Below are 14920 nucleotides of genomic sequence, written 5' to 3' on the forward strand. Positions count from 1 at the left end.
AATTGAAAATGGGAAAAATGAATAAGGTCATGCTTTACACCGCGATATTAATTCTGACCGGCTGTGCTGCAAAAACGCCACCAAAAATTTATAACTGGAATGGCTATCAGGATGCTATTTATCAATTCTACACCAATGAAACCAGTCCGCAGCAACAAATCGCGACCTTGCAGAAGTTGGTTGAACAGTCGAAGTCAAACAATAAGCCAGTTCCACCGGGTGTTCATGCGCAACTGGGAATGCTTTACGGTAATACCGGAAATGCAGAACTGGCTGTGCAGGAGTTTAATGCGGAAAAAAGTCAGTATCCGGAGTCGGCATCTTATATTAACTTCCTGACGGCCAGGAAAATAAAAGGACAATAATATGAAAGGATTATCTGCATTATTTACTCTTGCTCTGGCACTATTAATTACCGGCTGTACTACCGGAAATAAAAAACCGACAGACTATTCGGCATTCCGTGAGAGCAAGCCGCGCAGCATTCTGGTGTTGCCCCCTAAAAATCAGTCACCGGATGTCGATGCCAGCAACAGTTTGCTCAGCGTGGTTACGATGCCACTGGCTGAGTCCGGATACTATGTATTTCCGGTTGCGTTGGTCAGCGAAACCTTCAAACAGAATGGAGTGACTCACCCGGATGACATTCGCTCTATCCCGCTTAAAAAATTGCACGATACTTTTGGTGCCGATGCCGTGATGTATATCTCAATTACCGATTACGGTACCTCTTATCAGGTGGTGAATAGCGATACACGAGTGACAGCAACTGCACGTCTGGTGGATTCCCGTACTGGTAAAGAGCTATGGACTGGCGGGGCAACGGCATCCAGCAATGAAAATCAGAATAATAGTAGTGGCGGGGTGATTAGCGTTTTGCTGGCGGCAGCCATCACACAAATTGCAAATTCATCCACTGATAAAGCCCATGATATTGCAGAGATTACTGTTGCACGTATGTTCAGTGCAGGCTCAAACGGTGGTCTGTTGTATGGTCCCCGGTCGCCAAATTATAATAAAACGCAGTTGTAAAATTAACTGCGTTTCATCATCAGGGTCAGCCATGTTTTGGTGACCCTGATGAAAATAATTTCCTCAGTACGACATCCTCTGACAAACCCGATGAAGTTATCGAAAAGATTAACCAGGGCGATAAATCCATATCCGCCTGTGATGAACTGATTAAGCTGGAAAATGCGGACTAACTTAATGACGTCGTGGTGGTTAAATTCACCAACGCCCCTTCGCAGATGAGCCTTACGGAACGTACTTCATTGTTTTTGAATAAATTAAAAAGGATTTTTTATGGATTTTACACGGATTTATCTTGCAGGGGTTTCTGCAATGGTAGTGTTTTTGGTATTTGATGCGTTCAGACGAAAAGGATGGATAAGTCATAAAACAGTATATTCTGTCGTTATAGTCTTTGTGGTTTTATGGAATGTCGGTGATTTCTATCGGGTAAAGGTAAACAGGCAACAGCAGAATATCAAGGGTATTGAGGCTCAGATGCTTCGTACACCGATCCTGGCAGTGATAAAAAAATATGATCCGGAGTCATTTGATAAAATGAAGGAAAAAATCACCAGAATGATTGCGGATAATAAAAATCAACAAAGTTACATCGATGATTTACAAAGTGATATCGAAAGAATACAACGTAAACGATATAAGTTTGCTACCAATAAAGATATCGTCTCTGTTCTTAGAATAAATATGGAGCAGCTTGCCTATGCTAAAGGGATTAGTGGTGAATTATGTTATCGAATACTCTACCCTGAAGCCTCTGTCAATATTAACTCTGTGAAGATATTTCCTGAAAAAATGAAATCAAAAATATTATCTGTACATGCAGAAATGATTAAGAATTCATACGGCAGGAAAAAACACATAGTGACGGATGATGAGTTATTCAGGGCAAGGGGTGATTTTGCTAATATACTCAATAAGCTAAGGATAAAATATGGCAGTGATACAGAGATAATTTATGATCCTAAGCGAGGTGTGGGTAAATATAAGCTTGCCTGTGAAATTAACCAGGATTTACTGAGCTATATGTTAGCCCTTCCCAATGAGAACTCAGCGGGTGTTGCTCGCATGATGATGTCATCTTATTAATTTAAAATAGTCATTTCCCGAAGGTGGTGGGATCTTTCAGCTTCAGGGTATTTAGAATGATGTCCAGCCTGCTCAGGCAATCACTCCTGGTGCTTAAAAAATAACGGAAATAACTCCATTCTGCAGAAATCATCGAAAGGCCTGAGATTACCCGAATATCCCTGCGAGGATACAGGTACGGTGACTCATGGAGTGGTACTCCCCGGGGGTGAGGGGGGGGGAACCCGGCAAATCCTCTCTCGGTTCGGGTTTGTTTAAGCCATTGCCAGGCAGAACTGATGAGGATAACTCTGGTGAATCAGCGTTAAATAACGTTTGCCACTGGCCAAAAAACTTGCGATTTTTTGCGAATTATGGAAATCTGGACATTAAGACGTCCAAACGTCTTGATTTACCTTCTTCCGATAAAATATAACTGATAAAACTCGCAAACTATGACGCAACTTTCTGCCGGCTTATCGCCGGATATCGCCACACCAGGCAGTAATATTATTCGCAGCGCGGCGGATGTCAGCCAGCTGGTTAACAATTCAACTCATGCCAAAACCAACGCACGGATCATCGTGGCTATCGCTTTAGGCGGGGTATTCCTGGACGCTTATGACCTTGGGGCACTGGCGTTCGGGGTTAAAGATATCACCCGCCAGTTTGGCCTTTCTCCGGAAGGTATCGGGCTGGTGGTTTCCGCCATCACCATCGGTGCAATTGTCGGGGCGGTGATCGGGGGTTATCTGACCGATAAAATCGGCCGTTATCGTGTGTTTATGGCCGATATGTTCTTCTTCGTGTTCGCTGCTCTGCTGGGGGCGTTGGCCCCGAATGCCGAGGTGCTGGGGATCAGTCGCTTTATTATGGGGCTGGGCATTGGTATCGACTTACCGGTGGCGATGGCCTTTCTCGCTGAGTTTTCTCGTCTTAAAGGGCGGGGGAATAAAGCCGCCAGTGTGGCAATGTGGTGCCCCACCTGGTACGCCGCCATCTCGGTCTCTTATCTGCTGGTGCTCGGCTTATTCTATCTGCTGCCGGCCACCCAGAGTGAATATCTGTGGCGTTATATTGTCGGGTTCGGCGCAGTGCCTGCCCTGATTATCCTGACGGTACGTAAACGCTATATGACAGAATCACCGGTATGGGCCGCACAGCAGGGCGATTTAGCCTCAGCCGCGAAAATTCTTCAGACGGCCTATAATATCCCGGCGACAGTGGCGGCGGATATTCCGCAGCAGAGCAGTGCACCGGTGACTTCCCGTAAAGCGGGCTGGAAGAGCTACGGGGTGTTGTTACAGGGGCGCTATCTGAGCCGTACCATTCTGACCAGTGTGATGTCGTTTGTTTCACCTTTTGCCTATGCTGCTATCGCTTTCGGCCTGCCCATCATTATCTCGACGCTATTTAAGCAGTCGATGCTGACCACCATTCTGGTATCACTGGCACTGAATCTGTTGTTCGCCTTTACCGGCGGCATGGCCGCAGTTCGGCTGGTACCGAAACTGGGTGCCCGCAGTATGACGATTGCCGGTTACGGATGTCAGTTAGTGGCTTTACTGGGACTGGCGCTGGCAGGGCGTCCGGAAGATACCGCTCAGGCGATGATTTGCTGTGCTTTCCTTGCGCTGTTTCTGCTGGGCCAGGGCTTTGGTCCGGGGGCTCACACCATGGTATACGCCTCTCTCAGCTACCCGGCATCTATTCGCGGTACCGGTGTCGGGCTTAATCAGACCATTACCCGTTTCAGCTCTACGCTGGCCCTGTTCCTGTTCCCGATTCTGACCGCTAACCTGGATACCGGGTTGTTCTGGGTGATTGCATTGTCCCCGGTCATCGGTCTGCTGGCGCTGTTTGTCATCCGCTGGGAACCGTCGGGTTATGATGTTGATGCTGAAGATTATCAGCAAGTGACTCAATAAAATTAATAAAAAACACCTGTTACGGAGTTAATGATGTCATTTACAGAAATTCAGGTTGTCCCGGGTCCGGCAAACTATTACTGCTTTCCCGACGCATTACGTGAGCTGGAAAACTTCTATTCAGAGTCTGATCTGCAGCAGGCTTTCTGGTTGTATGGCGAGCGTGCCATTGCGGCCACAGAATCGTTTCTGCCTCCGGTCTGGTCTGCCGTTACCGCAGAGAAGCATTGTGTACGGGAGCATTGCAGTGAACCGTTAATCAGCCAGCTGATTGCACAGGCCGGTGACAGCCGTAAAGTGATTATTGGTATCGGCGGCGGAACCGTGATGGATACCGCCAAAGCACTGGCCGACCGGCTGAAACTGCCGGTGGTTCTGATACCGACCATTGCCGCGACCTGTGCCGCCTGGACGCCATTATCTGTCTGGTACAACGCCGCGGGCAGCAATGTCGGGTACGAAATTTTCAAACAGTCTAATCATCTGGTACTGGTCGAGCCGGAAATCATATTGCAGGCGCCTGCCGAATATTTGTTGGCGGGGATTGGTGATACGCTGGCGAAATGGTACGAAGCGCGGGTGCTGCTGCCGGATGAGCAGGCAGACAGTGTGCCTTATCTGGCTAAAACCGCCTTAAAAATGGCCGAAGGATTACGTGATCTGTTGTTCAGCGACAGCGCCGGAGCACTGCGTGATCAGCAACAACAGCAGCTAACCGCGCGTTTTATTGCGGTCGTGGATGCCATTATTGCCGGTGGCGGACTGATTGGTGGCCTGGGCGAACGCTTTACCCGGGTGGCGGCCGCTCATGCCGTGCATAACGGACTGACGGTACTGCCGCAGACGCATACCATCCTGCACGGGATTAAGGTGGCTTACGGGATTCTGGTGCAGGCAGCGTTACTGAACCAGCAACAGGATATCCGCAAACTGCTGCATTTTTATCGTCAGTTGAAACTGCCGGTCACCCTGGCGGAGTTGGGGGTTAATTTGCATCAGCGTGATGAGATGGACCGGATGATTGCCCATACTTTGCGTTCGCATGAAACCATCCATTTACTGCCAGTGAAAGTGACTGCCGACAGCCTGTATCAGGCGATGGCCGCGATAGAGCAGGCGGGTAAAACCGGCGAATAACCGGCAAACCGCTGAAAAAAAGGCCCGTATCACGGGCCTTTTTCGTTGGCTCAAAAATCGGCTTTTAACACGGCGCGATAACGGGCTTTACCGTCACGAACATGCTGAATCGCATCATTAATTTTCGACATCGGGAACAGTTCAGTCTGTGGTTTCACTCCGGCGCGGGCCGCCAGTTTCACCAGGCTGCGCAGTTCATGCGGTGAACCGGTCGATGAACCAGAAACACTGCGGTCACCGGAAATCAGGGTAAATGCCGGAACCTGGAATGGCTTCATCACTGCACCCACGGTATGGAAGCTACCATTATAGGCCAGCGCCTGGAAGTAGGGCATCCAGTCCAGATCGACGTTAATGGTGTTAATAATCAGATCAAACTGACCTGCCAGTGCGGTCAGCGCCTGTGGATCGCGGCTGTTAACCACTTTATCGGCACCCATCGCCAGTACTTCCTGTTCTTTCGACGGGGAAGAACTGAAGGCTGTGACTTCACAACCCATGGCGTGCAGCAGTTTGATGGCAATATGGCCCAGACCGCCAATACCAATCACTCCGACACGGCTGGTAGCCGTAATATTATGCTGCAACAGCGGTTTAAATACCGTGATACCACCGCACAGCAGCGGCCCCGCTGATTCAATATCCAGAGCTTCAGGCAGCGGGATCACCCATTGCCAGTTGGCGCGGATTTTTTCTGCAAAACCGCCACGGTTCAGAATAGTGGGTACTGTGCCCTGCTGACAGTTACTCTGGCTGCCGCTGATACAGGCATCGCAGTGACCACAGCTGTGTGCTGTCCAGCCAATACCCACCCGCTGGCCCACTTTCAGGCCTTTGCTCTGCGCGGAACTCCCCAGGGCATGGACACGGCCAACAATTTCATGACCGGCAACCAGCGGGTATTGTGAAATGCCCCACTCATTATCGATCATTGATAAGTCAGAATGGCAGATACCGCAGTATTCCACCTTCACTTCAACATCTTCGGCAGCCAGCTCGCCGGCGTCAAATTCGTACAGTTCAAGTTCTGCACCCGCTTGTGCGGCGGCATAGCTTTTAATCTTGCTCATGATGTTCTCCTGTCGGGGATGTGGCTGTCAGTGTAGGACATTGTGCAACAGCCACCAAAAAAAATCGCCGCTGAGAGTATGACATTCGTTAACTGAAGGGTTATCCGTTATTGCGGAAATGGCCTGCGCAGGTCGCAGGCCGGGAGTGTTTGCGGTTATTTTGTGCAGGCGGCACACTGATTCTGCAGAATCTGGCTGAAGAAATCATTGCCTTTGTCATCCACCAGGATAAACGCCGGGAAATTTTCCACTTCGATTTTCCAGATAGCTTCCATCCCCAGTTCCGGATACTCGACACATTCCAGGCTTTTTATACTCTGTTGTGCCAGTACCGCGGCCGGGCCACCGATGCTGCCCAGATAAAAACCGCCATGTTTACGGCAGGCATCGGTCACTTGCTGGCTACGGTTACCTTTCGCCAGCATAATCATGCTGCCGCCGTGAGACTGCAACAGATCCACGTAAGAATCCATCCGCCCTGCCGTGGTCGGGCCGAGAGAGCCGGAGGCATAGCCTTCGGGGGTTTTGGCCGGGCCGGCGTAGTAAACCGGATGATCTTTAATGTACTGCGGCAGACCTTCACCGTTTTCCAGCCGCTCTTTCAGTTTGGCGTGGGCGATATCGCGGGCCACAATAATCGTACCGTTGAGTGACAGGCGGGTGGAGGCCGGATATTCAGACAGCTGGGCCAGAATCTGTGGCATCGGTCGGTTAAGGTCTACCTCAACAACAGTGCTTTCCCCGGCCTCGCGCAGATGCTCAGGAATCAGACGTGCCGGATTATGCTCCAGCTTCTCAATCCAGATACCTTCACGGTTAATCTTAGCTTTGATATTCCGGTCGGCCGAACAGGAGACGCCCATCCCAATCGGACAGGATGCGCCGTGGCGAGGCAGACGAATAACCCGGATATCGTGGGCAAAATATTTACCCCCAAACTGTGCACCCAGCCCAAGGTTCTGAGCTTCTTTCAGCAATGCCTGTTCCAGTTCGGTATCGCGGAATGCCTGACCATACTGATTACCTTCGGTCGGCAGTTCGTCGTAGTAATGGGTTGAAGCCAGTTTCACTGTTTTCAGGGTACTTTCGGCCGAGGTGCCGCCAATCACAAACGCGATGTGGTAAGGCGGGCAGGCGGCCGTTCCCAGGGTACGCATTTTGTCGGTCAGATATTGTTGTAGTTTGCCCGGGCTAAGTAGCGCCTTGGTTTCCTGATACAGGTAAGTTTTGTTGGCGGAACCGCCACCCTTGGCAATACAAAGAAATTTGTACTCGTCACCATCCACACTGTAGAGATCAATCTGAGCCGGCAGGTTGGTGCCGGTGTTCACCTCTTTATACATATCCAGTGCGGCGTTCTGTGAATAACGCAGGTTGTCCTGCTGAAAGGTATTAAACACACCCTCAGTCAGATGCCGTTCATCACCACCGCCGGTCCAGACCTGCTGGCCTTTTTTACCCATAATAATGGCGGTACCGGTATCCTGACAGGTCGGCAGCACGCCTTTGGCCGCAATTTCTGAATTGCGCAGAAACTGCAACGCGACATAGTGATCGTTTTTGCTGGCTTCCGGGTCATCCAGAATCGCCGCGACCTGCTGTTGATGCGCGGTACGCAGCATAAAAGAGGCATCATGAAAGGCTTGTTGTGCCAGCAGGGTCAGTGCCTGTGGTTCAACTTTAACGATTTCCCGGCCGTCAAATTCAGCAACCGACACATAATCACTGCTCAGCAGGTAATAGTCGGTATCGTCTTTGGCTAACGGGAAAGGGTCCTGATAATGGAACGGTGTATTCGACATGTTTTCTCACTTAACCGGTGGCAACGGAACACCGTTGCGCTTCGCAAAATACTGATGGTAATTATTATTTCCCCCCGTCTGACGGCTTCAGCCTGCCGCGGGGGGATAATCTCTTAACGCATGAATACCTGCAGCGATAAACCTGCTCTGTCAGCCAAACACCATAACCATCCATGGATAGCCGATGACCAGTAATGCGACGAGGAAAATCGCACCAAAAATGGTCCCCAGGCGCCAGTAATCGGCGGTGGGCAGATAGCCGCTGCCATAGTATATCGGGCTTGGCCCGGTCCCGTAAGGGGTGATAATGCCCATTACACCCAAAGATGTGACCATCAGCAGACAAAATACCTGCATATCCATGCCCGGGATGGTAGCGGCGATAGTCAGCATGGCGGGCAGCAGGGCGGTGGTATGCGCGGTGGTACTGGCAAACAGATAGTGCAGCAGGTAGAACGCCACCACTAACACAATGCAGGCTACACCGGGAGAGATCCCGCCCATCAGTGCGCCACCTTCTTTACCCAGCCAGCCGATAAATCCGGTCGATGAGAGGCCGTCGGCCAGCGCCACCAGGGTGGCAAACCAGGTAAAGGTATTCCAGGCGGCCTTGTTGCCGGTGATATCATTCCAGTTCAGCACGCCGGTCCACAGCATCAGGGTAATGACCAGCAGTGCCGCCATGGCGGGTTCAATCCAGCTGGCCGCAAAAATCCACATCGCCAGCGCACAACAGACGAATACCAACAGCAGGATTTCGTTGCGGGACAACTTACCCAGTTTCTCCAGCTCGCGGGTAGCCCAACGTGGGACTTCGTCGTTCAGTTTCACTTCCGGCGGATAAAACAGGTAAGCCAGCAGCGGCATCACCAGTATCAGGATCACCCCCAGCGGCAGGAAGGCAATAAACCAGTTGCCCCAACTGATGGTAATCCCGGTAATGCTTTTCACCAGCGCGAGGGCCAGCAGGTTAGGGGCCAGAGCCGATAAAAACATCGAACTGGTAATACAGGCGGCAGTAATGGCCACCCACATCAGATATGAACCGATGCGCCGGGCGCTGGGGTCATTAGGTTTGGATCCATACAGTGGCGGCAGGTTGGCAATAATCGGATAGATGGTGCCACCGCTGCGGGCGGTATTAGACGGAGTAAACGGGGCTAGTAATAAATCGGCAAAGGTAATCGCGTAACCCAGAGTCAGGCTGCGGCGACCCAGATATTTCACCAGAATCAGGGCCAGCCGACGACCAAACCGGGTTTTGTCATAGCCAGCGGCAAACATAAACGCCCCGAAAATCAGCCAGACCGTAGAGTTGCCAAAACCACTGACCGCCCATTTAAACGACTGACTGGCCAGTTTAAAGCCAGGGGTGGCCAGTTGTTGCGGGCTGAACAGTAGCCACTGGCTAAACAGGGCTATCACAACCACTCCGGTCAGGCCGATCACCGCACCTGGCAGAGGTTCAAAGATTAAACCGACGATCACTCCGACAAAAATGGCGAAGAAATGCCAGGCATAAGGCGGTAATCCTTCGGGCACCGGCACACATAATATCAGCAGTGCGACAACGACCGGCAGAAGCAGCAATAACAGACGATTTTTTTTGCCTGCGGAGGGGGGAGTCCCTGTCACCGGCGGCGGAGTGGTTAATTTTACGTTCATAGTCTTTTCTGTAGGTGGTTTAATTATTCAGGGAGCAGCGTACAGATTATTTTTATGTCTGGAGCCGGCCGGGTTTCACAGGTTATCCGTGTTTCCAAAGGCGATGATTAACGCTGGCATAGTACCTCATCTGACTGACGGATAAAGTATTTCTATCATCGTAGCTCTCTGTTTTTTACGGTTGATCCGGATCAACGAAACATAATTATTTTTTATTTTTTAAATTAAACTGAGGGTGGCCGTGAAATATCATTTTAATTATTAGTGATTGATTCTGTTACAGAATAAAAATCTTCTTGCCGCAAATTTGAAAGCCGTAAATAAATAATGACTTGTTTTGGTAGGTATTTTTATCATTCCCCGCTATTGTTATTAATGTTTTTATTAATTGTTAAAATTATTCGCCGCTAAGATTAGCTCGCGGATAAAGATGAGCGACCCTGATGTGCATCGAGGGTTTATTTTTTCCATTTTTTGCGGTTTTAATTAATTTACGTCATATGTCTGGTGGTTGGTCTGTGGTTGAATTCTGATATCTGTCACAGGGATGGATAAGCATTATGCCATCCCGCGATCTTAAAATTTAAAGCATCTGACCTTTTGTGGAGTAACCCATGCCCCATCCTGATTTGCAGCCTTCAGAACCGTTAATCCTGTCCTGTGGCGCCACCCTGAAAAACCGTTTTGTAATGGCCCCGATGACCACCTGTGCCGGATTTCATGATGGCAGTGTCACCTCTGAACTGGTGGAATACTATCGCCAGCGGGCCGGTGATGCCGCCGCAGTGATTGTGGAATGCTGTTATGTTGAGGATAACGGCCCGGCTTTTCCGGGGGCGCTGGGTATCGACAATGATAATAAAATTGCCGGTTTACAGAAAATTGCTACGGCGATAAAAGAACGTGGATCTAAAGCCGTGTTGCAGATATATCATGGCGGACGGATGAGCGAACCTTTCCTGATTGGGGGGCGCCAGCCGGTGGCCCCGTCAGCGGTGGCGATGCCGAGAGAAGGGATGGCGGTGCCGCGGGCACTGAGCGGTGAAGAAGTCAGTGAGATGGTGGATAAATTTGGTCAGGCGGTACGCCGGGCCATTAGTGCAGGTTTTGACGGCGTAGAACTGCACGGCGCCAATACTTACCTGATTCAGCAGTTTTTCTCTCCTCATGCTAACCGCCGTGAGGACGAGTGGGGCGGCAGCCTGGAAAAACGCACCCGCTTTCCGCTGGCGGTGCTGGCGGTGGCCAGGAAAATGGCCCGGCAATATGCCGCTGACGGTTTTATTATCGGCTATCGCTTTTCTCCGGAAGAGACCGAACAGCCGGGGATCCGTTTTGCCGATACCCTGTATCTGCTGGACAAGCTGTCTGCTCAGGGGCTGGATTACCTGCATTTCTCCATGAACAACACGCTGCGCAGCTCTCTGAACGATATCGATGATCCCCGGCCCCTGATTGATAAATATATGGCAGAGGGTACAGACACCCTGAAGCGGGTGCCGGTGATAGGGGTCGGCGGGATTATCAGTGGCGAAATGGCCAGACAGGCGCTGGAACATGGCTATGCGCTGGTGGCTGTCGGCAGGGCTGCCATTGCCAGCCCTGACTGGTGCAGGAAACTGCTGGCCGGACAACGTCTGGCATTTGCCATTGACAGTCGTCAGCGCGAGGCGTTGTTTATTCCGGAGCCGCTGTGGTACTTCCCGCAGGTGGCGGCCATGGTACGGGATATGAGTCTGGCGGGGGGGAAATTTGCCGCCGGAGAATTCAGTGAGATATTGCAGGATCAACAGGGGGATTGTCGGCTGACGGTGACCCTGTCCGATGAGCGAATCACCGATCTGTCAATGGAACTGCCTGAGACGGCGGATGTTGAATTTACCACCCATTTTATGGAGTTACGCTCACGCATCATCGATGCCAACAGCCCTTATGTCGATGCAGTCACCGGCGCGACCACCCAGAGTGAGGCAGTGAAACAAGCGGTAGCCAGAGTCATGATGGCGTCGGCGCGCCAGCGGCAGAAGCAGGAAGGAGGGGAAGACGCTTCCGGCTATGACGTGGTGGTGGTCGGCAGCGGTGGTGCCGGGCTGACCGCAGCGATTCAGGCCAGTGAACAGGGGGCCAGAGTCCTGATCGTCGAGAAAATGCCGGTGCCGGGCGGGAATACTCTGAAGGCTTCGGTCGGCATGAATGCGGCTGAAACCCGTTTCCAGACAGTGAAGGGAATCCGTGACAGCAAAGAGCTGTTCTATGAGGAAACACTGAAAGGCGGGCAGGGCAAGAATAACACCGTATTGCTGCGCGCGTTTGTCGAACAGGCACCGCTGGCTATCGACTGGCTGGCAGACCACGGCATTGTATTAAGTGATATCACTATTACCGGCGGCATGAGCATCGACAGGACTCACCGTCCGGCAGATGCCTCGGCGGTCGGGGGCTATCTGGTCAGCGGATTACTAAAAAATGTCCAGCAGCAGCCCTCGGTTGAGATCATGACGGAGAGCAGTGTGACAGAAATCCACTGCCAGTCCGGTAAAGTCTCTGCCGTCACAGTGCAAACCGCTCAGAATGAAACCCTGCAAATACCGGCCCGCAGTGTAATTGTGGCGACCGGTGGATTCAGTGCTAACCCGCAGATGGTGGTGCATTACCGTCCGGAACTGGCAGGATTTGTGACCACCAACCATGCCGGAGCCACTGGCAGTGGTATCGCGCTGTTGCAGGCGCTGGGTGCCGGTACGGTAGATATGGGGGAAATTCAGATTCACCCCACGGTCGAACAGACTACCTCTTACCTTATCTCAGAAGCGATTCGCGGTGGCGGGGCGATACTGGTGAGTCAGCAGGGGAAACGCTTTATTAATGAAATGGACACCCGCGATAAAGTCTCAGCAAAAATTATCGGTTTAGCAGAGCATTCGGCGTGGATTATCTTCGACCAGCAGATTCGCGAACAGAATAAAGCCACCGAAACCTATATTTCGCGGGGATTTGTCATCAGCGCGGACAGCCCGGCAGCACTGGCCGATGCTCTGAAGATGGATGCCGCTGCATTGCAGGAGACAATGGCAGATTACAACCGGGTGGTACTGAAACAACAGCCGGATGTGTTTGGCCGGACCACCGCACTGCGACAACCGCTGGATCACGGACCTTATTATGCTATCCGTATTGCGCCAGGGGTTCATCACACGATGGGGGGCGTTACCATAAACACCCGGGCTGAAGTCCTTGATCAGCAACAACAACCGCTGGCCGGGGTGTTTGCTGCCGGTGAAGTGGTGGGTGGAATCCATGGCGGTAACCGGATTGGCGGTAATGCGGTGGCCGATATCGTGATTTTTGGGCGTGTTGCGGGTGACAGTGCGGCAGATTATGTCCGTCGCCGTGCCCGGGAGGAAAAATGACCGACGGGCAGGGCCGTTGCAGTTATCGTGCGGTGCTGATGGGCACCGATATCGAAATACAGCTTACGCAACACAACCCGCAACTTGCACGCCAGTTATTTGCCAAAATTAAGCAACTGGAAGATCTGCTGACGGTTAACCGGCCGGATTCACAGCTGATGGCGGTCAATCGTGCCGCGGGTAAGCATCCGGTGGTGGTGGACCCTCAGGTATTTTCGCTGACTGAAACTGCCCTGCAGGCCAGCCTGCAGGGCGGCTGCTTTAACCTGGCGATCGGTCCGCTGGTCAAACGCTGGAAAATAGGGTTTGGCGGTGATTCACTGCCCCCGGCCGCTGAGATTAAGGCGCTGCTGGCACTGACAGATCCCCGGGCAGTGATTGCTGACCGGGAGAACAGCTCGCTGTTTCTCACCCTGCCGGGCATGGAAATTGATGCCGGGGCGATTGCTAAAGGTTACATTGCCGATGTGTTGTGTGGCTGTTTGGCGGTTCGCGGGGTAGAAAACGCACTGATCAACCTGGGAGGCAATCTCCGGGTGATGGGATCCCCTGACGGAAGTTCGTCCGGACGCTGGAGTGTCGGGGTACGGCAACCTTTTTCTGCCAGTAATGCATTGTGCGGTGTAATCAAGGTGGCCAACCGTTCGGTGGTGACTTCCGGGGTGGGCGAACGCTTTTTTGTTTACCAGGGCCGCCATTACCACCATATCCTTGACCCGCGTACCGGCTATCCTCTGGATAACGATCTGCTCAGTGTGACCGTGATTAGCGAATGTTCGACAGAAGGCGAGATTTACAGTTCCCAGCTATATGGCATGGGACTCCGGGCTGCCTGCGACTGGCTGTCTGACCATCCGTCAATGGAAGCGCTGTTTATCACCCGCGACGGGCAGGTAGTTTGCCCGTCGCAGCGACAGTTTAGTTTCCGGCCAATATAGGGGAGCAGGTTACCCATTGCAGTATCAACCGCAATTCGTCTGGCAGATCACAGTGAATCCAGTGGCAGAGGGTCACCAAAAGAGCCGTTCAGTGCACAGATTTTTCCGGCAAAATCGCTGGCGGACTTCAGGCTTTCGGTTAGCCCAGCCCCGGACAGTTGTTGTAGCAGGAAAGCGGTGATAAATGCATCTCCTGCCCCGAGGGTATCCACCGGAATCAGTGGCTGTGGAGCCTGCTGCAGCCAGTGCTCACCATCAAACAGCAGCGCGCCCTTTGCACCACGAGTGGCAACCACTACCGGACATCCCTGACGATGGACTTCGGTCAGCAATTTTACGATGGCTTCATCATCATGCTCCGCGCATGAGAAAAAGGCGAAATCCAGCCAGCGACACAACGGCAGTACCTGATGCAGGTCGAAATCATCTGAAAAATCGTAAGATAATTTTCCGGGGAGTGCAGCCAACTGAGGCAGCAGATGATCCATATAGCTGTAGGCACTGGTGTGCATCAGGTCAAACTGTTCCAGCCAGTCGGCAGACTGCAGGATAAAATCCATGGCAATATGACGTCGTAATCCGCCCTGGTTTGAATCGAGAAAGATGCGTTCACCGTCGACCGATGTCAGGTTGGCATGGCCCGTTTCACCTTCTGCCTGTAAACAATGGCTGATATCTACCTGTCGACGAGTCAGCACCTGTTGCAGATGTTGGGCCTGCAAATCATTGCCAAAAATCCCCAGGTAAGCAGAGTCTGCTGCCAGCATGGCCGCATACACACTGAAATTCAGCGCATTGCCGCCGGGGTAGCCCATTCCGATATGGCAATAGCGATCGATAACATTGTCGCCGACACCCAATACTTTCATTGAC

Annotated in this window: 11 protein-coding genes; 7 read left to right on the top strand and 4 right to left on the bottom strand. The window is 51.9% G+C overall.

Features of this window, described 5'->3' with window-relative positions; genetic code table 11:
- The first annotated feature begins 8 nt into the window (after window positions 1-8).
- From HA49_RS00890 to HA49_RS00910, 5 genes are all read left to right on the top strand, one after another.
- Window positions 9-365, top strand: coding sequence for a DUF4810 domain-containing protein (locus tag HA49_RS00890; RefSeq protein ID WP_038017246.1), 357 nt, complete (start codon window positions 9-11; stop codon window positions 363-365).
- Between the two features lies 1 nt (window position 366).
- Window positions 367-1032, top strand: coding sequence for a DUF799 domain-containing protein (locus HA49_RS00895; RefSeq protein WP_046791618.1), 666 nt, complete (start codon window positions 367-369; stop codon window positions 1030-1032).
- Between the two features lie 273 nt (window positions 1033-1305).
- Window positions 1306-2118, top strand: coding sequence for a hypothetical protein (locus tag HA49_RS00900; RefSeq protein WP_038017248.1), 813 nt, complete (start codon window positions 1306-1308; stop codon window positions 2116-2118).
- Between the two features lie 434 nt (window positions 2119-2552).
- The gene (locus HA49_RS00905) at window positions 2553-4025 is read left to right on the top strand and encodes an MFS transporter (protein ID WP_038017250.1); all 1473 of its coding nucleotides are present in this window, start codon (window positions 2553-2555) and stop codon (window positions 4023-4025) included.
- A gap of 33 nt (window positions 4026-4058) precedes the next feature.
- A complete protein-coding gene (locus HA49_RS00910) occupies window positions 4059-5162 on the top strand; it encodes an oxidoreductase (protein ID WP_038017252.1) in 1104 nt (367 codons plus the stop codon).
- 50 nt (window positions 5163-5212) lie between these two features.
- Here HA49_RS00910 and ahr read toward each other — a convergent pair whose 3' ends face one another.
- The 3 genes from ahr to HA49_RS00925 form a co-directional block, all read right to left on the bottom strand.
- On the bottom strand, window positions 5213-6232 hold the full coding sequence (ahr, locus tag HA49_RS00915; protein WP_038017254.1) for an NADPH-dependent aldehyde reductase Ahr: 1020 nt from the start codon (window positions 6230-6232) through the stop codon (window positions 5213-5215).
- 155 nt (window positions 6233-6387) lie between these two features.
- Window positions 6388-8034, bottom strand: coding sequence for a class I fumarate hydratase FumA (gene fumA / locus HA49_RS00920; RefSeq protein WP_038017257.1), 1647 nt, complete (start codon window positions 8032-8034; stop codon window positions 6388-6390).
- A gap of 150 nt (window positions 8035-8184) precedes the next feature.
- Complete coding sequence (locus HA49_RS00925; protein WP_038017259.1) at window positions 8185-9699, bottom strand: anion permease; 1515 nt, start codon at window positions 9697-9699, stop codon at window positions 8185-8187.
- A gap of 614 nt (window positions 9700-10313) precedes the next feature.
- Here HA49_RS00925 and HA49_RS00930 point away from each other — a divergent pair.
- Together HA49_RS00930 and HA49_RS00935 are read left to right on the top strand one after the other, a co-directional pair.
- Window positions 10314-13109: a flavocytochrome c gene (locus HA49_RS00930; RefSeq protein ID WP_046791619.1), complete on the top strand. Its 2796-nt coding sequence runs from the start codon at window positions 10314-10316 to the stop codon at window positions 13107-13109.
- Window positions 13106-14047 carry an FAD:protein FMN transferase gene (locus HA49_RS00935; protein ID WP_038017261.1) on the top strand — a complete coding sequence of 314 codons (942 nt, stop codon included), beginning with the start codon at window positions 13106-13108 and terminating at the stop codon, window positions 14045-14047. Before HA49_RS00930 ends, HA49_RS00935 begins: the two co-directional genes overlap by 4 nt.
- 47 nt (window positions 14048-14094) lie before the next feature.
- Here HA49_RS00935 and HA49_RS00940 read toward each other — a convergent pair whose 3' ends face one another.
- Window positions 14095-14916 (bottom strand): PfkB family carbohydrate kinase, encoded by an 822-nt coding sequence (locus HA49_RS00940; protein WP_038017263.1) that lies wholly within the window; start codon window positions 14914-14916, stop codon window positions 14095-14097.
- Window positions 14917-14920: the final 4 nt, after the last annotated feature.

Origin of the sequence: Tatumella morbirosei (assembly GCF_000757425.2) — a bacterium.
Classification (GTDB): domain Bacteria; phylum Pseudomonadota; class Gammaproteobacteria; order Enterobacterales; family Enterobacteriaceae; genus Tatumella; species Tatumella morbirosei.